25 protein-coding genes are annotated in these 24916 nt (G+C 70.6%); 6 read left to right on the top strand and 19 right to left on the bottom strand.

The window, feature by feature from the left end:
• Positions 1-67: 67 nt before the first annotated feature.
• Positions 68-1339 carry an SAM-dependent methyltransferase gene (locus QQ657_RS21720; protein WP_284744028.1) on the top strand — a complete coding sequence of 424 codons (1272 nt, stop codon included), beginning with the start codon at positions 68-70 and terminating at the stop codon, positions 1337-1339.
• Positions 1339-2109: a DUF1295 domain-containing protein gene (locus QQ657_RS21715; protein ID WP_284744027.1), complete on the top strand. Its 771-nt coding sequence runs from the start codon at positions 1339-1341 to the stop codon at positions 2107-2109. Before QQ657_RS21720 ends, QQ657_RS21715 begins: the two co-directional genes overlap by 1 nt.
• Here the strand turns inward: QQ657_RS21715 and QQ657_RS21710 are convergent.
• Positions 2096-2602 (bottom strand): DinB family protein, encoded by a 507-nt coding sequence (locus QQ657_RS21710; protein ID WP_284744026.1) that lies wholly within the window; start codon positions 2600-2602, stop codon positions 2096-2098. The genes QQ657_RS21715 and QQ657_RS21710 overlap by 14 nt on opposite strands.
• Positions 2603-2682: 80 nt before the next feature.
• Between QQ657_RS21710 and QQ657_RS21705 the strand changes: the two genes are divergently transcribed.
• On the top strand, positions 2683-3141 hold the full coding sequence (locus tag QQ657_RS21705) for a MarR family winged helix-turn-helix transcriptional regulator (RefSeq protein ID WP_284744025.1): 459 nt from the start codon (positions 2683-2685) through the stop codon (positions 3139-3141).
• On the top strand, positions 3128-3562 hold the full coding sequence (locus QQ657_RS21700; protein ID WP_284744024.1) for an OsmC family peroxiredoxin: 435 nt from the start codon (positions 3128-3130) through the stop codon (positions 3560-3562). Before QQ657_RS21705 ends, QQ657_RS21700 begins: the two co-directional genes overlap by 14 nt.
• Positions 3563-3602: 40 nt before the next feature.
• Here QQ657_RS21700 and QQ657_RS21695 read toward each other — a convergent pair whose 3' ends face one another.
• The 5 genes from QQ657_RS21695 to QQ657_RS21675 form a co-directional block, all read right to left on the bottom strand.
• Positions 3603-3791 (bottom strand): hypothetical protein, encoded by a 189-nt coding sequence (locus QQ657_RS21695; protein ID WP_284744023.1) that lies wholly within the window; start codon positions 3789-3791, stop codon positions 3603-3605.
• A 308-nt stretch (positions 3792-4099) separates the two neighbouring features.
• Positions 4100-4915: a helix-turn-helix domain-containing protein gene (locus tag QQ657_RS21690; RefSeq protein WP_284744181.1), complete on the bottom strand. Its 816-nt coding sequence runs from the start codon at positions 4913-4915 to the stop codon at positions 4100-4102.
• Positions 4916-4937: 22 nt separating this feature from the next.
• Positions 4938-5462 carry a DUF6879 family protein gene (locus QQ657_RS21685; protein WP_284744022.1) on the bottom strand — a complete coding sequence of 175 codons (525 nt, stop codon included), beginning with the start codon at positions 5460-5462 and terminating at the stop codon, positions 4938-4940.
• Positions 5446-5640, bottom strand: coding sequence for a hypothetical protein (locus tag QQ657_RS21680; protein ID WP_284744021.1), 195 nt, complete (start codon positions 5638-5640; stop codon positions 5446-5448). Before QQ657_RS21680 ends, QQ657_RS21685 begins: the two co-directional genes overlap by 17 nt.
• Positions 5641-5716: 76 nt before the next feature.
• Positions 5717-6253, bottom strand: a complete 537-nt coding sequence (locus tag QQ657_RS21675) for a CGNR zinc finger domain-containing protein (protein WP_284744020.1) — start codon at positions 6251-6253, stop codon at positions 5717-5719.
• Between the two features lie 77 nt (positions 6254-6330).
• On the opposite strand from QQ657_RS21675, the gene QQ657_RS21670 reads away from it, so the two are divergent.
• Positions 6331-7500, top strand: coding sequence for an MFS transporter (locus tag QQ657_RS21670; RefSeq protein WP_284744019.1), 1170 nt, complete (start codon positions 6331-6333; stop codon positions 7498-7500).
• Here QQ657_RS21670 and QQ657_RS21665 read toward each other — a convergent pair.
• The 13 genes from QQ657_RS21665 to mraZ all read right to left on the bottom strand — a co-directional run bounded on the left by QQ657_RS21665 (position 7497) and on the right by mraZ (position 23371).
• Positions 7497-8321 (bottom strand): NAD(P)H-binding protein, encoded by an 825-nt coding sequence (locus QQ657_RS21665; RefSeq protein WP_284744018.1) that lies wholly within the window; start codon positions 8319-8321, stop codon positions 7497-7499. The two genes, QQ657_RS21670 and QQ657_RS21665, sit on opposite strands and share 4 nt — an antisense overlap.
• A 199-nt stretch (positions 8322-8520) precedes the next feature.
• Positions 8521-9351, bottom strand: coding sequence for a cell division protein FtsQ/DivIB (locus QQ657_RS21660; RefSeq protein ID WP_284744017.1), 831 nt, complete (start codon positions 9349-9351; stop codon positions 8521-8523).
• 4 nt (positions 9352-9355) lie between these two features.
• A complete protein-coding gene (gene murC / locus QQ657_RS21655; RefSeq protein WP_284744016.1) occupies positions 9356-10753 on the bottom strand; it encodes a UDP-N-acetylmuramate--L-alanine ligase in 1398 nt (465 codons plus the stop codon).
• The gene (gene murG, locus QQ657_RS21650) at positions 10746-11870 is read right to left on the bottom strand and encodes an undecaprenyldiphospho-muramoylpentapeptide beta-N-acetylglucosaminyltransferase (protein WP_284744015.1); all 1125 of its coding nucleotides are present in this window, start codon (positions 11868-11870) and stop codon (positions 10746-10748) included. Before murG ends, murC begins: the two co-directional genes overlap by 8 nt.
• A complete protein-coding gene (ftsW, locus tag QQ657_RS21645; RefSeq protein ID WP_284744014.1) occupies positions 11867-13369 on the bottom strand; it encodes a putative lipid II flippase FtsW in 1503 nt (500 codons plus the stop codon). The genes murG and ftsW overlap by 4 nt, the downstream gene beginning before the upstream one ends.
• Positions 13356-14762 (bottom strand): UDP-N-acetylmuramoyl-L-alanine--D-glutamate ligase, encoded by a 1407-nt coding sequence (murD, locus tag QQ657_RS21640; protein WP_284744013.1) that lies wholly within the window; start codon positions 14760-14762, stop codon positions 13356-13358. The genes ftsW and murD overlap by 14 nt, the downstream gene beginning before the upstream one ends.
• Before the next feature lie 2 nt (positions 14763-14764).
• Positions 14765-15847 (bottom strand): phospho-N-acetylmuramoyl-pentapeptide-transferase, encoded by a 1083-nt coding sequence (mraY, locus tag QQ657_RS21635; protein ID WP_155546014.1) that lies wholly within the window; start codon positions 15845-15847, stop codon positions 14765-14767.
• A complete protein-coding gene (locus QQ657_RS21630; protein ID WP_284744012.1) occupies positions 15844-17346 on the bottom strand; it encodes a UDP-N-acetylmuramoyl-tripeptide--D-alanyl-D-alanine ligase in 1503 nt (500 codons plus the stop codon). The genes mraY and QQ657_RS21630 overlap by 4 nt, the downstream gene beginning before the upstream one ends.
• Positions 17343-18887 (bottom strand): UDP-N-acetylmuramoyl-L-alanyl-D-glutamate--2,6-diaminopimelate ligase, encoded by a 1545-nt coding sequence (locus tag QQ657_RS21625; protein ID WP_284744180.1) that lies wholly within the window; start codon positions 18885-18887, stop codon positions 17343-17345. The genes QQ657_RS21630 and QQ657_RS21625 overlap by 4 nt, the downstream gene beginning before the upstream one ends.
• A 235-nt stretch (positions 18888-19122) precedes the next feature.
• The gene (locus tag QQ657_RS21620; protein WP_284744011.1) at positions 19123-21045 is read right to left on the bottom strand and encodes a peptidoglycan D,D-transpeptidase FtsI family protein; all 1923 of its coding nucleotides are present in this window, start codon (positions 21043-21045) and stop codon (positions 19123-19125) included.
• Positions 21045-21776, bottom strand: a complete 732-nt coding sequence (gene ftsL / locus QQ657_RS21615) for a cell division protein FtsL (protein WP_284744010.1) — start codon at positions 21774-21776, stop codon at positions 21045-21047. Before ftsL ends, QQ657_RS21620 begins: the two co-directional genes overlap by 1 nt.
• Positions 21773-22726, bottom strand: coding sequence for a 16S rRNA (cytosine(1402)-N(4))-methyltransferase RsmH (gene rsmH, locus QQ657_RS21610; protein WP_284744009.1), 954 nt, complete (start codon positions 22724-22726; stop codon positions 21773-21775). The genes ftsL and rsmH overlap by 4 nt, the downstream gene beginning before the upstream one ends.
• Before the next feature lie 213 nt (positions 22727-22939).
• Positions 22940-23371 carry a division/cell wall cluster transcriptional repressor MraZ gene (mraZ, locus tag QQ657_RS21605; protein ID WP_284744008.1) on the bottom strand — a complete coding sequence of 144 codons (432 nt, stop codon included), beginning with the start codon at positions 23369-23371 and terminating at the stop codon, positions 22940-22942.
• Between the two features lie 543 nt (positions 23372-23914).
• Here mraZ and QQ657_RS21600 point away from each other — a divergent pair.
• The gene (locus QQ657_RS21600; protein WP_284744007.1) at positions 23915-24871 is read left to right on the top strand and encodes a hypothetical protein; all 957 of its coding nucleotides are present in this window, start codon (positions 23915-23917) and stop codon (positions 24869-24871) included.
• The last annotated feature ends 45 nt before the right edge of the window (positions 24872-24916 follow it).

The following is a 24916-nucleotide window of genomic DNA, read 5'->3' as shown; positions in this document are numbered from 1 at the left end:
CCGCGCCGGAAGTGGATTGGATGGGCGCGGCACCAATCCACCGCGCAGGAGAGAGCGAATCCCGGACATGCCGAACAGCACCGCGCACCGCCTCGCCTCGTTCGCCGAAAAACTCCTCGGCGGGCAGCTCCCCGTCGGCCTGCGGACCTGGGACGGAACCCGCGCCGGCCCAGTGGACGCGCCCACCGTCGTGCTCCGCAACCGCCGTGCCCTCCGCCGTCTGCTCTACTCGCCGGGTGAGCTGGGTCTCGCCCGCGCCTACGTCACCGGTGACCTCGACGTCGAAGGAGATCTGGCGGACGGCTTCCGCCGGATCTGGGCCCTCACCCGCGCGGGTGAGCTCAACCGGGTGAAGCTCGGCCCTCGGGACTGGGCCGAAGCCGCGTCGCTCGCCGGCAAGCTCGGCGTGTTCGGGCTCCCGCCGAAGCCGCCGGTCGAAGAGGCCCGGCTGTCCGGGAAGCTGCACAGCCTGCTGCGCGACAAGTCCGCCATCGCCCACCACTACGACCTGGGCAACGCCTTCTACCAGCTGCTGCTGGACGAGTCGATGGCCTACTCCAGCGCGTACTTCACCTCCGACGAGCCGGGCTACGGCCTCGAGCAGGCGCAGCACGACAAGCTGGAGATGATCTGCCGCAAGCTCGGGCTCCGGCCGGGCATGCGGCTGCTCGACGTCGGCTGCGGCTGGGGCTCGCTGCTGGTCCACGCGGCCAAGCACCACGGCGTGCACGCCGTCGGCATCACGCTCTCGGCCGAGCAGCTGCAGCACATCCGCGGCCGGCTCGCCCAGCACGACCTCGAAGACCGCGTCGAGGTGCGCCGGCAGGACTACCGCGAACTGCCGGACGCGCCGTTCGACGCCGTCGCGTCGATCGAGATGGGCGAGCACGTCGGCGAGGTCAACTACCCCGCCTACACCGCGACGCTGCACAAGATGGTCAAGCCGGGCGGGCAGGTGCTGATCCAGCAGATGTCACGAGGGAACGTCGCCCCCGGCGGCGGCGCGTTCATCGAGCGCTACATCGCCCCCGACATGACGATGCGCCCGGTGGGCCGGACGGTCGAGCACCTCGAAAACGCGGGCCTCGAGGTCCGGGACGTGCACGCGATGCGCGAGCACTACGTCTGGACGGTGCGGGCCTGGGCCGACACCCTGGAGGAGAACTGGGCCGATGTCGTCGCGCTGATCGGCGAGACGGGCGCGCGGGTCTGGCGGCTCTACCTGGTCGGTGGGGCACTGGCGTTCGAGGAGAACCGGATGGGTGTGGACCAGATCCTGAGCGTGCGGCCGGACGAGCACGGCGTGAGCGGCATGCCGGCGACGCGGGAGTGGATCTGATGCCCCTCGGAGCGACGCTGCTGATCACCGCCGGCGTCACGCTCGCCGCGGTGGTGGCGACCTTCGGGATCGCGCGGGCACGCAAGCGGTACGACACGGTCGACACGTTCTGGGGGCTCGGCTTCGCGGTCGTCGCGGTCGCCGCGTTCCCCTTCGGCGACGGGCCGCTCCCGCTGCGGCTGGTGGTCCTGGTCCTGACGGTCGTCTGGGGCGGGCGCCTTTCACTGCACCTGCACCTGCGCAACCACAAGCTGCCGGAGGACCCGCGGTACGCGCGGATGGGCCAGGCGCCGTTGCGGATGTTCGTCCGCGTGTACCTGTTCCAGGGTCTGGTGCTGTACTTCGTCTCGCTGCCGGTGCAGTTCGCGATGTACGGCACCGGGATCGGAGTGCTCGGCTGGCTCGGTGTCGTGGTGTGGCTGATCGGGTTCGGGTTCGAGACGATCGGCGACGAGCAGCTGCGCCGGTTCAAGGCGGACCCGGCGTCGAAGGGGAAGGTGCTCGACACGGGGTTGTGGCGCTACACGCGGCACCCGAACTACTTCGGCGACGCGTGCGTGTGGTGGGGCCTCTACCTGCTGGCCTGCTCGACGTGGCCGGGCGCGCTGACGATCCTCTCCCCCGTGGCGATGACGTTCACCCTGGCCCGCGGCACGGGCAAGCCCATGCTGGAGAAGGGAATGGCCCGCACGCGCCCGGCGTACGCGCACTACGTCGAGCGGACGAGCGGCTTCTTCCCGTTGCCGCCCAAGAAGGTCACTCCCCGGTGAGGCCGTCGGTCAGCTCGCGCAGGACGTCGAGGTGGCCGACGTGCCGGGCGGTCTCCTCGATCATGTGCGTGACGACCCAGCGGACGTTGAAGGTCTCGCCCTTGTGCGTCACCTCGTCGTCCAGGCCGTGCTTCGCGACGATCTCGCGGCTGCGGGCGCTCTGCTTCTCGTAGTCGGCGCTCAGTTGGGCGAGGGTGATCTCGGGCGGGACCCGGAACTCGGCGTCCGGGTCCTGCTCGAGCTTCTCCTCCCAGGTGTCCTCCTCGCCGTCGACGACCACGGCGAACCAGAACCACTCGTTGAGGGTGAGGTGGGCGAGCAGGCCGGCGACGGTCGTCAGCTCGCTGGGCAGGTGGACCTGGCGGACCTGCGCTTCGGTGAGCCCCTGGCTCTTCCAGGCGACGGTGGCGCGGTGGTAGTCGAGCAGGGCGGTGAGGATCTCGCGCTCGCCGCCGGTGAGCGGGACCTTCGGGCGCTGCGGTCGTTCGGTCATGGACGGGAGTCTGCCAGGCACCACCGACAGGTTTTCCGATTACCTTGCGCACGATGTAATCGTGGACTAGGTTTACGGGCGTGCCGGATGAGTTCCTCTTGGACGAGCAAACCTGCTTCGCGCTCTACGCGGCGTCGCGCGCGGTGACGGACACGTACCGTCCCCTGCTCGGCGAGCTCGGCCTCACGTATCCGCAGTACCTGGTGCTGCTGGTGCTGTGGGAGTCCGATGCCCGGCCGGTCAAGGAGATCGGCGAGGCGCTACACCTGGACTACGGCACGCTTTCCCCGCTGCTCAAACGACTCGAGGCCAACGGCGTGGTCACCCGGGCGCGCCTGCCCGAGGACGAACGCACCGTGGTGATCAGCCTGACCGAGGAGGGCCGACTCTTGCGCACCCGCGCAGGAGGCGTCCCGACGGCCATCGGCTGCGCACTGGGCCTCGACGACGCTTCGCGGCGGGAACTCATCACAACCCTGCGGCGGCTGACAGCATCGGCCACCGCGTACTCACATGGAGGCCCTGATGCCCAGCCGTGACGCGACCACCCACTGGGTCGGCGGACTGCAGAACGGGAAGGGCGAGGTCAGTCTGGACTCGTCCAACGCCGGCACGTTCTCCGTCTCGTTCCCGACCCGCGCGGGCAACCCGGACGGCCAGACGAGCCCCGAGGAACTCATCGCGGCGGCGCACTCGTCGTGCTTGGCGATGAACCTGTCGGGGGTGTTGGAGGCTGCTCAGCTCACCGCGGACTCGATCGACGTGAGCGCGGAGGTCACCCTCGGCCCGGCCGCCGGCGGTGGCTTCGAGATCAGCGGCATCGCGATCACGCTGCGGGCGTCGATCGAGGGCGTTTCGGCGGAGCAGTTCGCGGAGTACGCCGAGACGGCGGAGAAGACGTGCCCGGTGTCGAAGGCCCTGGCAGGCACGACGATCACCTTGGACGCGGCGCTGAACTGAGTGTTTTCGGACGGCCCCTCGCTTTCGGCGGGGGGCCGTTTCAGTGCGCGAATTTGGCGAGGTGCGCGGCCACCCAGGCCTGCCCGAAGTCCGCCAGCACCACGCCGGACCAGCGTCCGGCGATCCTGACGTCGGTCCACAGGGTCATCTTGGGGCCGGCGAGGGTTCCGTGGCTGACGTGGACCAGTGACGCGCCTTCGGCCCAGCAGAAGACGAAGTGTGCGTACATGTACAGCCAGGCCCGGCGCCCGGAGGCGTCCGTCGCTTCCGTTGGCCCTTCGGTTGGATATGGGGCTTGGTAGAAGACCTGCGTCCGGGTGCCGAAACGGAATTCTTCCGGGGTGAGTCCTGGGCGCAGCAGCGGGTCAGTCTTCGACAAGGGTGATCGTGCCGGTGCCATCGCAGCCGCCGCAGCCCTTTCCTCGACAGTCGCCGCAAGTGCGAGTGTTGTTCTTCATGAAGAAAACCTAAAACACTCAGCCGAAGAAATCGACAGCTACTCTCGACTGCACATAGAGCTTTCTCGACCGGAGACGATCAGCTCCCCATTTCTTGTGCTCGTCTGAAGTCGTCAGTGATCGAGCGAAGAAATCCGGCAGCCTCATCACCTTGGTACGCCCGTGATCGGAAGGTCTCGAACAGTTCGGCGTGATAGGCAACGTCCTGCGGATCACGCAGTGCCACGGTGCCGGAGAACAGTTCGACCGTCACCAGCCGCTCGTCGTAGATGACGAAGATGTTCAGCGGTGACGCCAAGACCTCGGCCGACTGAGGGATGATCGAGATCTCGACATTCCGCCGCTCAGTCATCGCGAGGAGATTCACCGACTGGCCGATCAGCACCGAAAGTGGTGCTCGCCGCCAGCGAACCGCCTGCTCCGTCAAGACGAACTTGAACTGCCGGTCACTCTCCTCGAGGACCTGTTGCCAGGACAATCGCGCCTCGACCATTCTGTCGACGTCACGATCCGGCCGGCCCTTCATCGTCGAGGTGAGCACCTGGCGCGCATAGTCCGGCGTCTGGAGCAGGCCGCTCGGGATCGCCGGGAGGAACTGCCGGATCACTCGCGACGACTCGTGCAACGCCTTGATCTCGAGCTGACCACGCCAGAGTCCAGTGCGCGCCATAGACCGCCACGAGGTGTAGCCGACGTTGGCGATACGAGCAAGGGCCACAAGCTTCTCGGCCGCTTCGTCAGGAACGGCAAGCGCCGCGACGATCTGTTCGACATCGATCACCGAGGCGAGAACCTTGCCGGTCTCGATGCGGCTGATCTTCGCCTGGCTCATCGCACATCGGGCTGCCAGCCTTTCACCCGAAAGACCTGCGGCCCGACGCAATTCCCGAAGCATCTCAGCCAACGTCGCGCGCTGTTCATCCTGTCGACCCGGCTCCAGCATCCCATTCGCCAAACGGCACCCCGTGACTCAAAGCTACATTTCGCCAGCCATGATACTTCCCCAAATCGGGATATTCCACCAGTTCAGCACCCGCAAAAGTTCCATCGGCATGATAATCGAGGTGCACGACCGTTGTGCCATCGAAGAGCCAGAAGTCCTGATCCGGCAATCCCCAGTCATTCTCCGTGATGTCGACCATCCGGTAGTCTTCGCCGGCGGCTACATTTCCAGGAATTCCCCAGGCGAGTTGATATCGAAGGTAGTCCGTCAACGGATGACGGACCAGCTTGGCGCGCTGGATGGTTCGCCCGGATGCGACGATCGCCTCGATCCGCCCACGCCACGCGGCATTGTGCTCAGCAGGTTTCTTGCCACCGGCCAAGAACAGCTCCAAGTTCGGCTGTTCGGTCGACATCGTGTAGGTCTGTCGCACTTCCAGCCGGAACGCCGACGCAGCGAACTCGTCGAAGTACTTCCCCCACTCAGCGCCCAAGCGCACGCAACGCCTCCTCGACCAGTTCCACCGACAGCTCGACAGCCTGTTCACCCGGCGAGAAGACCAGCCCTTCGGCGGTCAGCACCGCATCACCCTGCAGCACGAGCGTGTTGCGGTCCGACAGATAGACGTTCGGACACGTCCCATCGTCGCACGTCCCGGCGAGCTTCGTGAGTTTCATGGTCAGCACGGTAGTGATAACGGAGAGTGCAAACAAGACTACCCAGCGTCTAGTCGCGTACTCGCATAAGCCCACCTCAGTGCGCCGCCGCCTTGGCTCGATAAGTCGACTTCTTCGCCTGGTTCCCGCAGATCTCCATCGAGCACCACCGCCGCGTTCCCGGCCTCGACGTGTCCAGGAACAACGCCCCGCACCGGGGACCCGCGCACCGCCGGACTCGCGAAAACTCCGGCGACGTCACCAAATCCAACGCGTCCCGCGTCAGCAAAGCCAGCATCGCCGAACCCGGATCCGCCGCCTGCCACCACACCTCGCCCGAAGCCGACAACGACGGCGCCGGTACCGGGAGAGCCGCGAACCGGTTCAACCGCTGCCGGGTCGCGGGGCGCAGAGAACCGGTCAGCAACGCATGGATCGCCTCGCGCGCCGCCCACGCGTCGTCCACCGATGCCGGCCGCACCGGGGCCGCGTACGGGCCGAACGCATCGATCCACGCTCCCCACGCCGTCGCGTCCGGAAGCTCCTCCTCTTCCGAAGGCGTTCCGCGGTAGCGCAACGTGCGGATGAAGTCGAGGCACAGTCTGCCCGCTCCCGCGCGGAATCGGTCCGTCATACGGGTCACAGTACGCCGGAACCGGTTTGACTGGTACCGTCGGGAACCGATCAAACCGGTTCCACAAGGGGGTACGCATGACCGAGACCGAGCAGAAAGCCCCGCCCGGCTGGCTCGTGCTGCTGCTGGCCGTCTCCTGTGGACTGACCGTCGCCAACCTCTACTACGCCCAGCCGCTGCTCGCCGAGCTGCGGCACACCTTCGGCGTCGGGGAAGCCGCGGCCGGCGGGGTCGTCACCGCCACCCAGGTCGGCTATGCCGCCGGGATGCTGCTGCTCGTCCCGCTCGGCGACCGTCTCGAGAACCGCGGCCTCGTCGCGACGCTGCTCGCGGTCGCCTGCGCGAGCCTGGTCGCCATCGGCGTCGCCCCGGGTTTCTTCGTGCTGCTGATCGCCTCCCTGATCGCCGGGGCGGCGTCGGTCGTCGTGCAGATCCTCATCCCGTTCGCCGCCGACATCTCCCCCGACGCCATCCGCGGCCGGATCGTCGGGCGCGTCGTGAGCGGGCTGCTCTTCGGCATCCTGCTCTCGCGCGTCGTCGCCAGCTTCCTGGCCGAGGTCACGAGCTGGCGCGTGGTGTTCCTGATCTCGGCCGCCGCGATGGCCGCGCTCGCCATCGTGCTGCGGTTCATCTTGCCGCGCCGCGCACCCAAGACCGACGTCCACTATGGACAGCTATTGCGCTCGACCCTGGCGATGTGGAAGAAACACCCCGACCTCCGCCACCGCGCGCTCTACCAGTCGGCGATGTTCGGGGCGTTCAGCGCGTTCTGGACGACGATCGCGTTCGTGCTCACCGCGCCGCCGTTCAACTACTCCCAGTTCGGCGTCGGCCTGTTCGCGCTGGCGGGCGCCGCCGGTGCCGCGGTGGCGCCGCTGGCCGGGCGGTGGTCGGACCACGGCCACGGCCGGCGGCTCACCGCGGGCGCGTTCGCACTCTGCGCGGCGGCGTTCGCGCTCGCCGGGTTCGGCGCGCACAGCGTCGTCCTGCTGGCGATCGCCGCGATCGCGATCGACACGGCCGTCCAGGCGACGCTCGTGACCGGCCAGCACGTGATCTACCAGCTCGACCCGTCGGCCCGCGCCCGCGTCAACAGCGTCTACCTCGGCACGTTCTTCATCGGCGGCGCGATCGGCTCCCAGGCGGGCTCGATCGCCTACCACCTGGGCGGCTGGACGGCGGTCGTCGTCTTCGCCGGCGTCCTCCCGCTGCTCGGCTTGGCCGGAATGACGCGCACCCGGGTCTAGCCGAACACCTCCCGGCGCGCGGCGGCCCACTCGGCATACGTCGTCCCGTTTCGCCCCAGCAGCTCCTCGACGACGCCGGTCGGCACCTGCGGGTGCCGCAGCGTCTCCTCGAAGCCGCCCAGGATCCAGTCGACCGCCGATTCGGGGACGCCGTACCCGACCCACTGTGCGCGCTGGTCGTCCCGGGTCAGCTCGCGGAACCGGATCTCCTTGCCCAGCACGGATTCCAGCGTCGAGACTTGCCCGCGCAGACTGATCGCCTCCGGTCCACTGAGGACATACGTCTGGCCGATGTGCCCTTCGCTGGTCAGCACCCGGGCGGCCACCGCGGCGATGTCGCCGAGGTCGATCGGGGTCTGCGTCGCGTCACCGTAGGCCATGGCGGCCTCGCCCGCGCGGACCATGGGCGCCCAGTCGAGCGTGTTGTTCATGAAGACGCCGGGGCGCAGGAAGGTCCAGGCGAAGCCGGCCTCCCGGACCGCCTTCTCGACGGCTCCGTATTCGTTGCCACTGGAGCCTTCGTGGTCGTCGCCGACACTGCTGCCCGACAGCGCGACGACCCGCTTGATACCCGCGTCGGTGGCCAGTTCGCAGAACTTTCGGACGGTCCGCGCCATCGGAGCGAGGTAAACGGCGTCGACGCCCTCGAGAGGCAGCGTCGACGGCTTGGCCAGCGAGCCGACGACCACCTCCGCCTCGGCGGGCAGCTTCGCGCGATCGGGATCGACGGTCAGCGCCCGGACCGGCGCCCCCAACGCCAGCAGCTCGTCGACCACCAGGCGGCCCACACTGCCGGTCGCGCCCGTCACCAGGATCGTCATGACACCCTCCTTATTTCCGTATGCCGTACGAGATAGTACGGCATACGGGAATGGAGTGCACGAGATTTCCAGGACCAGCGCTCGGCACAATGAGCCGATGAATGGCTCCCTGCCTGGCTGAAGTCGGCGAAGAACCGTGACGAGGTGCTGCGAGACATCCGGCGGTTGCGGTCAGCGCTGCCCGCCGGGCGACACTGACTCAGGAAGTGATCGTCGGCAACTCGGGCGCCGCGACGTCGTAGACCTTGCCCTCTTGGGTCAGCAGCGCCGCCAAGACCTTTGCCTTGCGGTCCGTCTGCTCCGGCGTCCCCCAGCGGACGATCTTCCCGCTCGACAACGTGAACTCCACGCTCGCCGGGGTCTTCGCCGTCGCCGTCGTCACCTGCTTGAGCAGCTGCTCCGGGATCACGCCCAACACCGCCGTCACCGCCCGCGTCACCGGGTCGTCGGCCGATACCTTCGGGAGCTTGAGCTCCGGCAGCCCCGCCGGCCGCGACGGGACCGTCTTGAACACCACGCCGCCGCCGTCGACCAGGTGGACTCCGTCGCCGCCCGGGCCGCTGTCGAAGAACGCGATCGCCGTGCGCTCGGTCACCGTGATCTCGACCGTGTTCGGCCACGACCGCGACACCTCGACCGTCGCGATGCCCGGCATCGCCGCCACCCGGTCGCGGATCTCGTCGGTGCTCAGCCGCAGCAACGGCTTGTCCACCGGCACCGCCGCCACCTCGCGGATCCGGTCGGCCGTCACCGTGCGCGAGCCGCTGACCGAGACGTCCTTCACGCCCAGCGTCGAGCTGAAGAACAGCAAGTACACCAACGCGATCACGGTCAGCACCGACAGCAGCGCCACCCAGCGGCGGCGGATCTCGACCCGCCGGTTGGGCCGGCTGCGCGGCGCAGGGCGGGTGGTCACGCGGGTGCGGCGGCGCTCCTCCTCGGAGCGCCGCCCGCGGCGTTCCCGCGCCAGGGCGGCGCGATCCCGTTCGTCCTCTTCGGACGGACGGCGGCGTTCCCTGGTCGGACTCATCGGCTCAGCGCTTGTCCAGCTCGGCGAGGATCTCCGGGCCCAGCTGCGTCACGTCCCCGGCGCCCATGGTGACGACCAGGTCGCCACCGCGCGCCAACCCGGCGACCAGACCGGCGGCGACGTCGAACGCGGGCTCGTAGTGCACCGGCACGGTCACCGCGTCGGCGATCAGCGCGCCGGTCACGCCCGGCTCCGGCTCCTCGCGGGCGCCGTAGACGTCCAGCACGACGACCTCGTCGGCCAACGACAACGCCGCGGCGAACTCCGCCGAGAACAGCTTCGTCCGCGAGTACAGGTGCGGCTGGAACACGACGACGACCCGCCCGGTCCCGGCCGCGGTCCGCACCGCGCGCAGCTGCGCGGCCACCTCGGTCGGGTGGTGGGCGTAGTCGTCGTAGACGCGGACGTCGCCGGCCCGGCCCTTGAACTCGAAGCGACGGCGGACCCCGCCGAACGCGGCGAGCCCTTCGGCCAGTTCGAGAGCCGGCGCGCCCAGCTCCAGCCCGGCCAGCAGCGCCGCGACCGCGTTGAGCGCCATGTGCTCACCCGGCACGGCCACGCGCACCGACAGCTCGGAACCGTCCAGCTCGAGCCGGACGACACCGCCGTCGGGCGCCGGGACGTAGTCCAGGATACGGGCGTCGCCGGAACCGGTGACCGTGCGGCCGTAGCGGCGTACCCGGACACCCAGCTCCGAAGACTGCTTGCCCAGCTCGTCCGCCGCGGGATCGTCACCGCAGACGATCAGCAGCCCGCCCGGCACGATCCGGCCGACGAACTCGGTGAACACCTTCGTGTAGGCCTCGGCGGTGCCGTGGTGGTCCAGGTGGTCCGGCTCGACGTTCGTCACGACCGCGACCGACGGCGAGTAGGTCAGGAACGAGCCGTCGCTCTCGTCGGCTTCGGCGACGAAGATGCCGCCCTCGCCGTGGTGGGCGTTGGCCCCGGACTCGTTGAGGTCGCCGCCGATGGCGAACGACGGGTCGAGCCGGCAGTGCTGCAGCGCGACCGTGAGCATCGACGTCGTCGACGTCTTGCCGTGCGTGCCGGCGATGCAGGCGACGCGGTGGCCTTCCATCAGCCCAGCCAGCGCCTGCGCCCGGTGCAGCACCGGGATCCCGGCGGCGCGCGCCGCGACCAGCTCCGGGTTGGTCTCCTTGATCGCCGTCGAGACGACCACAGCGGACGGCGGCTCGGCCAACGCGGAAATGTTCTCGGCGCTCTGGCCGACGAACAGCTCCGCGCCCTGAGCCCGCAGCGACAGCAGCGCGCGCGACTCCTTGGCGTCCGAGCCCGACACGAAAGCGCCGCGGGCCAGCAGGATCCGTGCGATGCCGGACATGCCGGCGCCGCCGATCCCGATCAGGTGCGCCCGGCGCAGCTCTTCAGGCAGTTCAGGCACCGGCGGCCTCCAAAACGATGCGAGCGAGCAGTTCGTCGGCCTCGCGGTGGCCCATGCCGACCGCGGCCGCGCCCATCTTCGCGACGCGGTCGGCGTCGGTGACCAGCGGGACGACCAGCTCGGCGACCTTGGCCGCGGTGAGGTCGCCGTCGAAGACCATGAGCGCCGCGCCGGCGTCGACCGCGGGGCGCGCGTTGGTGGCCTGCTCGCCGTTGCCGTGCGGCAGCGGGACGAACACCGCGGGCAGCCCGACCGCCGTCACCTCGGCGACGGTCATCGCGCCCGACCGGCACACCGCGACGTCGGCGGCGGCGTAGGCCAGGTCCATCCGCTCCAGGTACGGCACCGGCACGTACGCCGGCCGGCCCGGGAACTCCTGCACGACCAGCGTGTTTTTCGGGCCGTGCGCGTGCAGCACGCCGACCCCGGCGTCGGCCAGGTCCTTCGCCGCGCCGGACAGTGCGTTGTTGATCGACTGCGCGCCCTGCGAGCCGCCGAACACCAGCAGCGTCGGCGCGTCCGGGTCCAGCCCGAAGTGCTCGCGGGCCTCGGCGCGCAGCGCGGCCCGGTCGAGCGACGTGATCGACCGCCGCAGCGGGATCCCGACGACCTCGGCCTTCGGCAGCGGCGTGCCCGCGACGGCGACGGCCACCCGGCGAGCGAACCGCGCGCCCACCTTGTTCGCCAGGCCCGGCGACTGGTTGGCCTCGTGCACGACGATCGGGACGCGCCCGCGCGCGGCCAGGTAGGCGGGCAGGGCGACGTAGCCGCCGAAGCCGACGACGACGTCCGCGCCGACCCGGTCCAGCACCTCGCGGGTCCGGCGGACCGAGTCGCGGACCTTCAGGGGCAGCCGCAGCAGCTCCGGCGTCGGCTTGCGCGGCAGCGGGACCGGCGGGATCAGCTCGAGCTCGTAGCCGCGGGCCGGGACGAGCTTGTTCTCCAGGCCGCGCTCGGTGCCCAGCGCGATCACCGTCGCGTCCGGGCGCAGCCGCATGACGGCGTCGGCCAGGGCGAGGGCGGGTTCGATGTGTCCTGCGGTGCCACCTCCGGCGACCACGACCACGGGCGCCTTGCCCGCGGCGGCTCGCTCGGTTCCCTTGACGGGCTTACTCACCAATGACCTCTCCGGTTCGCGGTACTCCGGGTACCACGGCTCGCTGTTGTCCGCGCGGCCCCGCCGCGAGACGTGGCCGTGCTCGTCCGTGCCGCGCTGCGGCGCACCGGTTCGCGGACCGACCTGCGTCGTTCCTGCGCCGGGGCGGGCCGCGCCGCACGGGGCGCGGGCCTGGCCGCCTTCGCCCCGGTGCGCGCCGCCCCCTTGCGGGTGGCGGGCGGGCGGTACGGATCGGGCGCGGGCAGCCGCAGCAGGCGTCCGAACTTACCCGGCCCCTGCGTGCGCAGCGCGGCCACCGCCTCCGGTTCGTGCCGGGCGGCGTTCGCGAGCACGCCCATGATGAGCATGGTGATCACCAGCGAGGTGCCGCCGTAGGAGATCAGCGGCAGCGTGACGCCGGTGACCGGCAGCAGGCCCACGACGTAGCCGATGTTGATGCCGGCCTGGGCCACGAGGAACACGGTGAGCGTGCCGGACACGATCCGGATCCACGGGTCGATGTTGCGGGTGGCGATCCGGAGGCCCACGACGGCGACCCCGGCGAACAGGGCGAGCACGACGACGCAGCCGACCAGCCCGAGCTCCTCGCCGATCAGGGCGAAGATGAAGTCGTTCTGCACGTTCGGCAGGTAGTTCCAGCTGGCCGCGCCCTGGCCGAGGCCCTTGCCGAACAGCCCGCCGTCGGCGAGCGCGAGCTTGGCCTGGTTGGCCTGGAAGCCTTCGGCGCTGGTGTCCGCGTCCGGCGAGAGGAACGACATGACGCGGGCGAGCCGGTAGGGCGCGATGAGAGCGAGCACGAGCACGCCGGCCAGGCCGCCCGCGAGGATCACGCCGAACAGGCGTTTCGGCGCGCCGGCGAACCACAGCAGCGCCAGGAGCACCACGGCGAGGGTGACCGTGCCGCCGAGGTCCGGCTGCAGCATGACCAGGGCGAACATCAGCAGCGCGATCGGCACCACCGGCACCAGCAGGTGCCGCCACTGGTGGATCACGTTGTACTTGATCACCAGGATGTGCGCGCCCCAGAAGGCCAGCGCGACCTTCGCGGCCTCGACGGGCTGGAAGGTGAACTCGCCGATCCGGAACCAGCCCTGCGAGCCGTTGACCGTCGAGCCGAGCGGGGTCAGCACGAGCACCAGCAGGCCGAGGCAGACCACCGTCGCGGTCGCCGACATCCGCCGGATCCGCTCCAGCTTGACCCGCATGCCCAGCCAGAACACCACGCCGCCGAGCGCGACGAACACGAGGTGCTTGGTGAACAACGCGTACACGCCGCTGCCGGTCTTCGGGTTGTACGAGCCGACCGACGACGCCGAGAGCACCATGACGATGCCGATCACGGTGAGCACACCGGTCAGCGCGAGCACGAGGTGGAACGACGCCAGCGGGCGCGAGAGCCACGCGGTCAGCGCGGTCCGGAACGCGACGAAGCCGCTCTCCTTGCGCTCGCGGCGCGGACGCTTCGGCGGTGTCTTGGGCTTGGGCTCAGCTACCGTCACTCGGCTCCCCCGCTGCGTCGTCGCGGAGGACGTGCACCGCCGCGGCGAACGCGTCGCCGCGTTCGCCGTAGTTGCGGAACATGTCCAACGACGCCGCGGCGGGTGCGAGCAGCACCACGTCACCAGGCCGGGCCATCGCGCTGGCCGCACTCACCGCCGCAGTCATGGGTTCATGGTCACCCGGACGGAGGCTGTTCACCGGGACATCCGGCGCGTGTCGCGCGACCGCGGCGGCGATCACGGGTGAATCGACACCGAGTAGCACAACTCCGCGCAGGCGGCCCGCGATACTGCTCACCAATTCGTCGACGGAAGCGCCCTTGAGCTGGCCTCCGGCGATCCAGACGATGCTCTGGTGGGCCCGCAGCGACCCGGCGGCCGCGTGCGGGTTGGTCGCCTTCGAGTCGTTGACGTACCGGACCCCGGCGACCTCGGCCACCTCGACGGCCCGGTGCGGCGCCGGCTGGTACTCGCGCAGGCCCTTCAGCACGGCCTCCGGCGCGACGCCGTGGGCGCGGGCCAGCGAGGCGGCGGCGAGGGCGTTCGAGACGTTGTGCGGGCCCGCCGGGCGGACGTCGGCGAGGGTGGCGAGCTCTTCGGCGCTGTTCGCCGGGTCGGCGACGAACGCGCGGTCGACCAGCAGGTCCTCGACCAGGCCCAGCTCTTGGGCGGACGGGGTGTCCAGCCGGAAGGCGACGCGGCGGGCGCTCTCGGGCGCGTGCTCGTCGGCGATCCGCGTGGACCACTCGTCGTCGGCGTTGCGCACGGCGACCTTGGCCCGGGTGTACACGCGGCCCTTGGCGGCGGCGTACTCCTCCATCGAGCCGTGCCAGTCGATGTGGTCCTCGGCCAGGTTGAGCACCACGGCCGCGTCCGGCGCCAGGGTCGAGGACCAGTGCAGCTGGAAGCTCGACAGCTCCACGGCCAGCACGTCGTAGCCCGCACGGACCGCGTCGAGGGCCGCGTAGCCGATGTTCCCGCAGGCCACGGCGTTGACGCCGGCCGCCTTGAGGATCGACTCCAGCATGCCCACGGTGGTCGTCTTGCCGTTGGTGCCGGTGACCACCAGCCACGACGGCGGGTGCTCGCGCAGCTGCCCGACCCGCCAGGCCAGCTCGACGTCGCCGATGACCTCGACGCCCGCCTCGGCCGCGGCCACCAGCAGCGGCGACGTCGGCCGCCAGCCGGGGCTGGTGACGACGAGGACGACGTCCGACGGCGGCTCGGTCAGCCCGGGCACCAGCTCCGCGCCCAGGCCGTCCAGCTCGGCCAGGCGCTCGGCGTTGCCGTCGGTGACCGTGACCCGCGCACCCAGCTCGGTGAGCACGGGCACGATCGACTTGCCGGTGACCCCCGCACCGGCGACCAGGACGTGACGACCGGCGATGTCCAAGGTCAGCCCCCGAAGCCGAGCTGCTCGCTGTAGAACAGGCCGAGCCCGAACATGCAGCAGATCGCCGACAGCAGCCAGAACCGGATGATCACCGTGGTTTCCGCCCACCCGGCTAGCTCGAAGTGGTGGTGGAACGGCGCCATCCGGAACAGCCTTCGCCGCGTCGTGCGGAACACCGCGATCTGAGCAACCACCGAGATCATCTCGACCATGAACAGGCCGCCGATGACGATGGCGAGCAGTTCGGTGCGAGTGGTCATGGACAGCCCGGCGACCAGGCCGCCGAGGGCCAGCGAACCGGTGTCGCCCATGAAGATCTTCGCCGGGGCCGCGTTCCACCAGAGGAACCCGACGCACGCGCCGGCCGCCGCGGCGGCGACCACGGCCAGGTCGAGCGGGTCGCGGACGTCGTAGCAGGCGGGCGCCGGGCCGTTGGCGCAGTTCAGCCGCTCCTGCCAGAACGCGATCACGACGTAGGTCGCCAGCACCATCGCCGCCGAGCCGCCCGCCAGGCCGTCGAGACCGTCGGTGAAGTTCACCGCGTTCGACCAGCCGGAGATCACGATGTAGCAGAAGATCACGAAGATCACCGACGGGAAGGTGATCAGCGCGAGGTCTCGGACGTAGGAAAGGCTCTCCGACGCCGGCGTGATGCCGCGCGAGTCCGCGAAGTTCAGCGCCAGGACCGCGAACGCGATGGTGACCACCAGCTGGCCGACCAGCTTCGCGGTCTTGTTCAGCCCCAGGTTGCGCTGCTTGCGGATCTTGATGAAGTCGTCGAGGAACCCGACGATCCCGAGGCCCACCGCGAGCATCAGCACGAGCAGCCCGGAGGCCGTCGGCGCGCCGCTGCGGGAGTTGAACATCCAGTTGATCAGGTGCGCGGCGAAGTACCCGACGACCATCGCGATGATGATCGCGACGCCACCCATCGTCGGCGTGCCGCGCTTGGACTTGTGTCCCTGCGGGCCTTCCTCACGGATCTCCTGGCCGAAGCCCTGCCGGGAGAACACCCGGATCAGGTACGGCGTCAGCAGGATGGAGATCAGCAGGCCCGCCCCGGCCGCGATCAGGATGCTGATCACGCGTCACCACCGTTCGAGCGATTCTCGGAGTTGTCGGTTTCCCGGGGTTCGAGCAGGGCTTCGGCGACCCGCCAGAGCCCGGCCACCTTGGAGGCCTTGACCAGCACCACGTCCCCGGGACGGAGCTGATCATGCAGCAGGGCGATCGCGGCCTCGACGTCGGGTACCAGAGTCGATTCCTCGCCCCAGGAGCCCTCCTGGTGCGCCCCCTGGTGCAGGGCCGCAGCCTCGGGGCCGATCACGACGAGCTTGGCGATGTTGAGCCGGACGACCAGGCGGCCGATCTCGTCGTGGGCGGTGATCGCGTCCGCGCCGAGCTCGCCCATCACGCCGAGCACGGCCCAGGACCGGCGGCCGCTCTCCCGCGTCATCGCCGCGAGCGCCTTGAGGCCGGCCCGCATCGACTCGGGGTTGGCGTTGAAGGAGTCGTTGAGGATCGTGACGCCGTCTTCGCGGGTGACGACCTCCATGCGCCGCGCCGAGCGCCGTTCGAGGCCCGAGAGGCGGGTGGCGATCTCCGCCGGCGTCGCGCCCAGCTCCAGCGCGACCGCCGCGGCGGACAGCGCGTTGCCGACGTGGTGCTCGCCGTGCAGCGGCAGCTTCACGTCGGCCTCGCCGGCCGGCGTGACCAGCCGGAAGGAGGCGCGGGCTTCGTCGTCGAGGGTGATGTTCTCCGCGCGGATCCGCGCCGAGGCGCTTTCGCCGACGAACACGACGCGGGCCTTCGTGCGGCTCGCCATGGCCGCGACCAGCGGGTCGTCGAGGTTGAGCACCGCGACGCCGTCTTCGGGCAGGGCCTCGACCAGCTCGCCCTTGGTCTTCGCGATGCCTTCGCGCGAGCCGAACTCGCCGACGTGCGCGGTGCCGACGTTGAGCACCACGCCGATCTTCGGCGGCGCGATCTCGGCGAGGTGGGCGATGTGCCCCGGCCCGCGCGCGGACAGCTCCAGCACCAGGTGCCGGGTGCTCGCGTCGGCCCGCAGGGCGGTCCACGGGTGGCCCAGCTCGTTGTTGAACGACCCGGGCGGCGCGACCGTCGGGCCGAGCGGCTCGAGCAGCTGCGCGATGACGTCCTTCGTCGACGTCTTGCCGGACGAGCCGGTGACGCCGACGACGGTCAGGTTCCCCTCGGCCAGGCGCCGCACGACGAACCGGGCGAGCTTGGCCAGCGCGGCCAGCACCGCGGCGCCGGAGCCGTCCTGGTCGCCGGTCAGCGCGACCGACCGTTCGTGGGCCTCGCCCGGCGCCAGCGGCGGGACGACGATGGCGGGCGCGTCGACCTCGCGGGCGGCCAGCACGGCGACGGCACCGGCTTCGACGGCCTGCGCGGCGAAGTCGTGGCCGTCGACCTTCTCCCCCGGCAGGGCGACGAACAGGCCGCCGGGCGTGAGCTGCCGGGTGTCGAACTCCACGCTGCCGGTCACCTGCGCGCCCGGGTCGGCGCGGTGCAGCCGGCCGCCGACGACGTCGGCGATCTCGGCCAGGCTGAGCACGATCACACACTCACCTCGAGTTTGTTGCGGATGGCCGCGGCCAGCTCGTCGCGGTCGGAGAACGGGTGCACGACGCCGCCGGCCGCCTGGCCGGTCTCGTGCCCCTTGCCGGCGAGGAAGACGATGTCGCCCGGCTCGGCCAGCGCCACGGCGTGTGCGATGGCCTCGCGGCGGTCGCCGATTTCGACGACCTCACCGCCCTCGGCGGGCCCGACGGCACGGGCGCCGGCGAGCATCGCGGCACGGATCGCCGCGGGGTCTTCGGAGCGCGGGTTGTCGTCGGTGACGATCAGGACGTCGCTGCGGCGGGCCGCCGCCTCGCCCATCATCGGGCGCTTGGCGGTGTCGCGGTCGCCGCCGCAGCCGAGCACGGTGATGATCCGGCCCTCGGTGCGCGCACGCAGCGCGTCCAGGCCCTGCGCGACCGCGGCCGGCTTGTGGGCGTAGTCGACGACGGCGGTGAACTCCTGGCCGACGTGGACGCGCTCCATCCGGCCCGGCACCTGCACCTGCGCGAGCCCGGCGACGATGTGCTCCAGGCTCACTCCGGCGGTGCTCAGGATCGCGGCGGCCAGCACGGCGTTGGCGACGTTGAACTCGCCGGGCAGCGGGATCCGCGCGGGTGCGCTGAGGCCGTCCGGGCCGTGCAGGGTGAAGGTCTGCTCGCCGTGCGGGGTGGCCTGCAGGTCGGTGGCCTTCCACGCGGCGTCGGTGCCGGGATCGGTGGTCACCGTGATCGTCTGGGGGGTGAGCAGCGCCTGCCCCCACGCGCTGTCGACCACGACGACCTCGGTGGTGGAGCGGCCGTCGAACAGCAGCGACTTCGCGGCGAAGTACTCCTGCATGTCCTTGTGGAAGTCCAGGTGGTCCTGGGAGAGGTTCGTGAACGCGCCGACCGCGAACCGGGTGCCGTTGACCCGGCCGAGCGCGAGCGCGTGACTGGAGACCTCCATCGGCACGTGCGTGACGCCGCGTTCGAGCATCACCGCGAACAGGGCCTGCAGGTCCGGGGCCTCGGGCGTGGTGAACCCGCTGACCAGGCGTTCGCCAGCGATCCGGGTCTCGACCGTGCCGATCATGCCGGTGGTCAGCCCGGCGGCCTCGAGTCCGGCGTCGACCAGGTAGGAGGTCGTGGTCTTGCCGGAGGTGCCGGTGACGCCGAGGACGGCCAGCCGCAGCGACGGCTCGCCGTAGATCCAGGCGGCGATCTCGCCGAGGGCGGCGCGCGGGTCGGCGTGCACGAGGATCGGGACGCCGGCGTCGCGCAGCGCGGGGCGCTCGGCCCCGTCGGCGTCGGTGAGGACCGCGACGGCGCCCGCGGCGATCGCCTGGTCGCTGAAGTCGGCACCGTGGGCCCGGGCGCCGGGCAGGGCGGCGAAGAGGTCGCCGGGCAGCACGTGCTGGGCGCGCAGGGTGGTGCCGGTGACGGTGAGCTCGGCGGCGTCGGGCCGGTCGGCGATCAGCCGCGCGTCCGCCCTGGCGAGGAGGGTCGCCAGCGGGACCGGGTCGATGCGCGCCGGGCGCGGCGGCGCGGGGACCGCTTTCACCGGGCTTTCCGGCACCTGGGAACTGGACGATGACACGGACACGGCCAAGAGGCTACCGGCGGGCGTTCGGGGGGCCCGCACGCGGTACGGCGATTGCGCGCGGCTGAGGCAGATGTGCTAGACGGCGGCCCGCACCCCGTTGCGCCGCAACACTTTCCCGGACACTTCGGACCGATGTGGACGTTGGACGTGGAAAGCCCCCTCACGCGGGTGAGGGGGCTCTCACGGATCGTGCTCACTGCACGATGAGCGGGACCTCCGGCGACGGCCCGTCCGACAGCGGGATCTGGTACCGCTGCGTCAGGTACGACGCGATGCTGTGGAACAGGGGTGCGGCGGAGTGCCCCACCGGCAGCGTCGTGTCCGGCGCGTCCAGCCGGATCCCGACGACGAACCGGGGGTGGTCCGCGGGCAGGATGCCGGCGAAGGTGATGTTGTAGAGGTGGTCGCTGTAGCCCTTGTTCCGCGGGTCGATCTGCTGGCCGGTGCCGGTCTTGCCGGAGATCTGGTAGCCCTCGACCGCCGCCGTCGGCGCGGTGCCCTTCTGCACGCCCTTGCCGTTCTGCGCGACCGCGCGCATCATGTCGCGCACCGTCTTCGCCGTCTGCGGGCCGACCACCTGGACCGACTTCGGCGCCGGCTCGGGCACCGTCGTGCCGTCCGGGTTCACCTTCGCCTTGACGATCCGGGGTTCGACGCGCACGCCGTCGTTCGCGATCGTCTGGTACAGCCCGGCCATCTGCAGCACGGTCATCGACAGGCCCTGCCCGATCGGCAGGTTGCCGAAGGTGGTCGCCGACCACTGGCTGCGCGCCGGCACGACTCCCGCGCTCTCGCCGGGCAGGCCGACGCCGGTGCGCTGGCCGAGGCCGAACTTCTTGAGCAGGTCCGCGTAGCGCTCCTCGCCGATCTTCTGCGCCAGCAGCAGCGTGCCGATGTTCGACGACTTGGCGAAGATCCCGGCGGTGGTGAACGTCTGCGTCCCGTGCGTCCAGGCGTCGTGCACGGTCTTGTCGGCGACCTGCAGCAGGCCGGGCACCTGGATGGTCGACTCCGGGGTCGCGATGCCGTAGTCGATCGCCCCGGTGGCGGTGACGACCTTGTTGACCGACCCCGGTTCGAACGGCGTCGTGACCGCGGGGTTGGCCAGGTCCTCGTTCGTCCACGTCGACTGGTCGTTGGGGTCGAACGACGTGTTGTTGGCCAGCGCGTAGACCTCGCTGGTCTTGGCGTCCAGGACGACCGCCTGGCCGCCCTTGGCGTGCGACTGCTGGACGTAGTCCGCGAGCTGGCGCTGCACCTCGTACTGCAGGTCGGAGTCGATGGTCAGCTCGAGGTCCGACCCCGGCACGGCGGCCTGCAGGTCGCGCTCGGTGCCCGGGATGACGACGTTGTCGCTGCCGTTCTTGGTGTTGACCAGCATCCGGCCCGGCGTACCCGCCAGGTCGTTGTCGCGCAGCTGCTCCAGCCCGACCAGGCCGTGCAGGTTGTGCTTGGACACGTCCGGGTCGTCGGAACGCCAGTTCGCGGCGCCCACGATGTTGGACGCCAGGCTGCCGCCCGGGTACTCCCGCAGCGCGCGCTTCTCGACGCCGATCCACGCGAAGTTCTTCACGATGTCGGCGGCGACCGACGGCTCGACGTTGTGCTCGAGGTAGGTGAAGGACGCCTGCTTGTGGAACAGGTCGAGCAGCTGCTGCTCGGTCAGCTGGTTCGGCACCTTGGCGGCGATGTACTTCGCGGCCGCGGCGGTCTCGGCGTCGAACGTCTTCTTCGTGCCGGGGTTCTTCGCGGCGAAGTCGTCCATGTTCTTGTGCAGCGCCTTGAGGTTCACCGACAGCGAGCGCACCTCGACGCTGAACGCCAGCTTGGCGCCGTTGCGGTCCACAATGGACCCGCGCTGGGCGGGGATGTCGATGGTCTGGGTGCGCTGCCGCTCGGCCGCGGCCGAGAGCGCCCCGGCCTCGAACCACTGCACCTGCACCAGTTTCACGCCGGCGACGAGCAGCACGGCGACCAGGATCAGGCGCACGGCGGAGAACCGGCCGCGGTTGCCGCCGTTGCCCCGCCGCGCGGCCGCGCTGCGCGTCCCGGCGGCGTACGTGCGCCGCGCGCTGCCGGTGGTGCGCGCACGGGACTGTCCCCGGCTCGAAGCCATCACTGGCCGCCACCCGGCTGGGCCGGCGGCGCGGGCTGCTCCTCGGCGGGCACCGCGGGCTGGTCACCTTCGATCGGCACGCCCTGCGCCGACTGCGTGCCCGCGGCCGGCGCGGCCGGCGGCGCGACCGGCACCGCCGGCGAGTCCGCCTTGGCCTTCTTGGGCTCGCCGACGAGCGAGGTCTTCCCGTCCGGGCCCACGAGGATGCGCGCCGGGTCACCGCCCGGCACCATGCCCAGCTGCTGGGCCGCGGGGGCCAGCGACGCCGGCGACTCGGCCTTCGCGACTTCGCGCTGCAGCTGTTCCTTCGTCTCGGCCAGGTTCGCGTTGGTCGTGCGCAGCTGCTCGAGCCGGTAGGAGTCGGCGATCGCCTGCGTGGTCAGCCACAGCGTGGTCGCCACGCCGGCGGCCAGCAGCGCCATCATCAGCAGCACGAACGACGCGCGCGACTTCGGCAGCCGCAGCTTGAGCCGGACCTTGGGAGCGCCCGGCTCAGCGGTCTTCGGCACTGGCCGCGGCTCGCGCTCCTTCAGCAGGTCGGCGCGCTGGGCGCGGCGGGCGTAGGCGCGCTCGGCCGCGGACGTGCGCCCCCGCGACGCGCGGCGCGGCGCCGCCTTGCCCGGCTCGAGGGTCTGCGGTTCCGGCTCGGCGGTGGTCGAGGTGCGGGCGGCCTCGCTGCGGCCCCGCGTCGCCGGCGCGTTGCGGCGGCGGGACTTCGTGGGAGCGGTCATCGCGGCTCTCCGATCCTCTCTGCGGCCCGCAACCGCACCGAAGCGGCACGCGGGTTGTGTTCCATCTCCTCTTCGCCGGCCTTCTCGGCGCCTCGCGTCAGGAGCTTCAGCTCCGGTCCGTGTCCCGGCAGCTCCACCGGAAGTCCTTCCGGGGTACGGGACTTCGCGAGCTCGGCCAGCGCCTGCTTGACGAGCCGGTCTTCCAGCGACTGGTAGGACTCGACGACGATCCGCCCGCCCACACCGAGCGCGCCCAGCGCGGCGGGCATGGCCCGGCGGAGCACCTCCAGCTCGCCGTTGACCTCGATCCGCAGCGCCTGGAACGTGCGCTTGGCCGGGTGCCCGCCGGTCCGCCTGCTGGCCGCCGGCACGGCGTCGTAGAGCAGCTCGACCAGGCGGCCGCTCATCGTGAACGGCTCCTGTTCGCGGGCTTTCACGACGGCTCTGACGATCCGCTGCGCGAAGCGTTCCTCACCGAAGTCCCGCAGGATCCGGATCAGCTCGCCGGGCGCGTAGGTGTTGAGGACGTCGGCGGCGGTGAACCCGGTGGTCGGGTCCATCCGCATGTCGAGCGGCGCGTCCTTCGAGTAGGCGAAGCCGCGCTCGGCGCGGTCCAGCTGCATCGACGAGACGCCGAGGTCGAACAGGATGCCGTCGGCCTTGGCGATCTTCAGCTCGGCGAGGGCTTCGGGGAGTCCGTCGTAGACGGTGTGCACGAGGTCGACGCGGTCGCCGTGGCGCGCGAGGCGTTCGCCGGACTTCTCCAGCGCGGCGGGATCGCGGTCCAGCGCGACGAGGCGCATCCGCGGGAAGGCTTCGAGGAGGGCAACGGAGTGCCCGCCGAGGCCGACGGTCGCGTCCACGAGGACGCCGTCGCGGTCGGCGAACACGGGAGTGAACAGTTCGACGATGCGGTCGAGCAGTACCGGGACGTGCTCGGGTGCCGTCATGATCCCCTCCCCCTTTCTCGCCTGGGCGGCCCGGGGGAAATATGGCGGATGCCGTCAGGTCCCTGTCCGCCCGCTGCCGACCTGGTACCGGGGAAGGTGCACCAGGGCTGTTGAGCGGACAGAGGCCTCACGGCATCCGGGTGGGCGTCTCCCGTCGGTGCGGGCGGCGAACCTGTCGTCCCCCGACGACGAAGGTGCACCGCGACCGCACGCCTAGAAGACGCCCGGCAGTACTTCCTCTCGAGCCTTCGCGTAGCTGTCTTCGTGTTCCTCCAGGTAGCCCTGCCACGCTTGGGCGTCCCAGATCTCGAGCCTGGTGATCGCCCCGATCACCACGCAGTCCTTGCTGAGCCCCGCGTAGCGGCGGAGCTCGGGCGCGACGGTGATGCGCCCCTGGCCGTCCGGTCGTTGCTCGTCCGTGCCCGCGAACAGGTAACGCTGGTAGGCCCGAACCGCCTCGTTGGTGAACGGGGCCTCGGCGACCTTGCGCGCCATCTGCTCGAACTCGGCGCGGGGGAAGACGAAGAGGCAGTGATCCTGCCCCTTGGTGACCATCAGCCCACCCGCCAAGGCGTCACGGAACTTCGCGGGCAGCGCGAGCCGCCCTTTGTCGTCCAGTTTCGGGGTGTGGGTGCCGAGGAACACGGCCTCCACCTCCCTACCGCCCCAGGTGGCGAACCACCTCGAACGGCTACGGGGCTTCCCTTCCGCCCCACTGGCCACCACCGTACCCCACTTTTCACCACAGTCAACGCGTGAAACCGGCGACTCACTCCGTCGTGTGCTTTGTTTGCGCAGGTCAGCAGGGTGGGGGTCGGTGGGGGGTGCGGTGGGGGACGGTGGCCAAGATCCCCCGTGCCGGGGTCCCGAGCAACCTCAGCTGTACCCCATGCGTCCGCATAACGGCCGCGAAAGAACCCAAAGGCCGTCCCGTGGGGCCCAGTGGGGGGCCAGGGTAGGTCCGGGTGGGGAACGCGGTGGGGCCCAGTGGGGATCCCGCCACCCCACGTCCTCGTCGGCCCAAACGTCTTGAATGAGTCATTCAGGACCTCCGAAGACCTGCATGACTCATTCAAGACGTTTGAGTTGAGATGCGCAGTTGTCCACAGTCACCCGTTATAACCGTGAGTAGTCCACAGATCACGGACAGGTCTTCCGTGCGGCGACCGACCCGGCGACGATCGACACGTGGTCAGACAAACGTGGGCACGCGACTCGGAAGCCCTCTTCGCGGCCAGCAGGTTGGGTGTCATCACGGTGGCGCACCTGGAATCCCTGGGCGTACCGCAGCGAACGAGCTACCGGCGGTGCCTTCCCGGCCAACCCTGGCAACGGCTCCTGCCCGGAGTGGTCTTGTTGCGCACCGGTGAGCCGACGCGTCGGCAGCGAGTCGAGGGAGCGCTCCTCTACTGCGGCGACGAGGCCGTCATCACCGGTCTGGAATCGTGCCGGCACCAGGGACTGCGGCGCCCCGCCGGGCGGAACGACCCGGTCCATCTCCTCCTGCCCGCGCACCTGAAGGTCATGAGCAGTGGCTACGTTCTCGTCGAACGGACGACCCGGATGCCGGCCGCGGTCCCGATCGATGGCCTGCCCTTGGCTCCCGCACCTCGCTCCGTACTCGATGAATGCCGCCGGCTGACCGAGCGCGGAGCGGTCCGGGCGTTGCTGGCCGAGGCGGTCCAGCAACTGAAGATCGACCCGGCGGAGCTGTCGGCCGAGCTGGAGAACGGGAGCACCCGGGGCAGTGCCCTCCCTCGGGCGGCACTCCGGGAGATCACCCTGGGTGCGCGGTCGGCCGCCGAGGCCGAAGCCGTGGCTTTGCTTCGCCGCTCGGACCTGCCCGAACCGGTCTGGAACTTCGAGCTGCGCGACGAGCGAGGCTGCTACGTCGCGACCCCCGACGCATGGTGGGACGACGTCGCCCTGGCTTGGGAGATCGACTCCTACGAGTTCCACTTCGGACAACCCGGCTATGCGGCGACGCTCGCCCGGAACAACCGGTACGCCGCGGCCGGTGTCGCGGTGGTGCAGACAGTGCCCAGCCGGATCCGCGCGGAACCGGCCGCGGTCGTCGCCGAACTGGTCGCCGCCTACCGCGCCGCGGCGATCCGCCCCCGTCCCCCGGTCCGGCTCGCGTCTTGAATGAGTCATTCAGGTCTTCCGAGGTCCTGAATGACTCATTCAAGA

This window comes from Amycolatopsis ponsaeliensis (assembly GCF_030182635.1).
GTDB classification, from domain to species: Bacteria; Actinomycetota; Actinomycetes; order Mycobacteriales; family Pseudonocardiaceae; genus Amycolatopsis; species Amycolatopsis ponsaeliensis.
Note: the sequence above shows the minus strand (reverse complement) of the source record. Positions and strands in the feature narration are given on the sequence as shown.

Bases quoted from the DNA above. Each gene is read 5' to 3' on its own strand.
- QQ657_RS21720 (WP_284744028.1), top strand. From the start codon at position 68: ATGCCGAACAGCACCGCGCACCGCCTCGCCTCGTTCGCCGAAAAACTC.
- QQ657_RS21715 (WP_284744027.1), top strand. From the start codon at position 1,339: ATGCCCCTCGGAGCGACGCTGCTGATCACCGCCGGCGTCACGCTCGCC.
- QQ657_RS21710 (WP_284744026.1), bottom strand. From the start codon at position 2,602: ATGACCGAACGACCGCAGCGCCCGAAGGTCCCGCTCACCGGCGGCGAG.
- QQ657_RS21700 (WP_284744024.1), top strand. From the start codon at position 3,128: ATGCCCAGCCGTGACGCGACCACCCACTGGGTCGGCGGACTGCAGAAC.
- QQ657_RS21695 (WP_284744023.1), bottom strand. From the start codon at position 3,791: ATGTACGCACACTTCGTCTTCTGCTGGGCCGAAGGCGCGTCACTGGTC.
- QQ657_RS21690 (WP_284744181.1), bottom strand. From the start codon at position 4,915: ATGCTTCGGGAATTGCGTCGGGCCGCAGGTCTTTCGGGTGAAAGGCTG.
- QQ657_RS21680 (WP_284744021.1), bottom strand. From the start codon at position 5,640: ATGAAACTCACGAAGCTCGCCGGGACGTGCGACGATGGGACGTGTCCG.
- QQ657_RS21675 (WP_284744020.1), bottom strand. From the start codon at position 6,253: ATGACGGACCGATTCCGCGCGGGAGCGGGCAGACTGTGCCTCGACTTC.
- QQ657_RS21670 (WP_284744019.1), top strand. From the start codon at position 6,331: ATGACCGAGACCGAGCAGAAAGCCCCGCCCGGCTGGCTCGTGCTGCTG.
- QQ657_RS21665 (WP_284744018.1), bottom strand. From the start codon at position 8,321: ATGACGATCCTGGTGACGGGCGCGACCGGCAGTGTGGGCCGCCTGGTG.
- QQ657_RS21660 (WP_284744017.1), bottom strand. From the start codon at position 9,351: ATGAGTCCGACCAGGGAACGCCGCCGTCCGTCCGAAGAGGACGAACGG.
- QQ657_RS21620 (WP_284744011.1), bottom strand. From the start codon at position 21,045: ATGGCTTCGAGCCGGGGACAGTCCCGTGCGCGCACCACCGGCAGCGCG.
- ftsL (WP_284744010.1), bottom strand. From the start codon at position 21,776: ATGACCGCTCCCACGAAGTCCCGCCGCCGCAACGCGCCGGCGACGCGG.
- rsmH (WP_284744009.1), bottom strand. From the start codon at position 22,726: ATGACGGCACCCGAGCACGTCCCGGTACTGCTCGACCGCATCGTCGAA.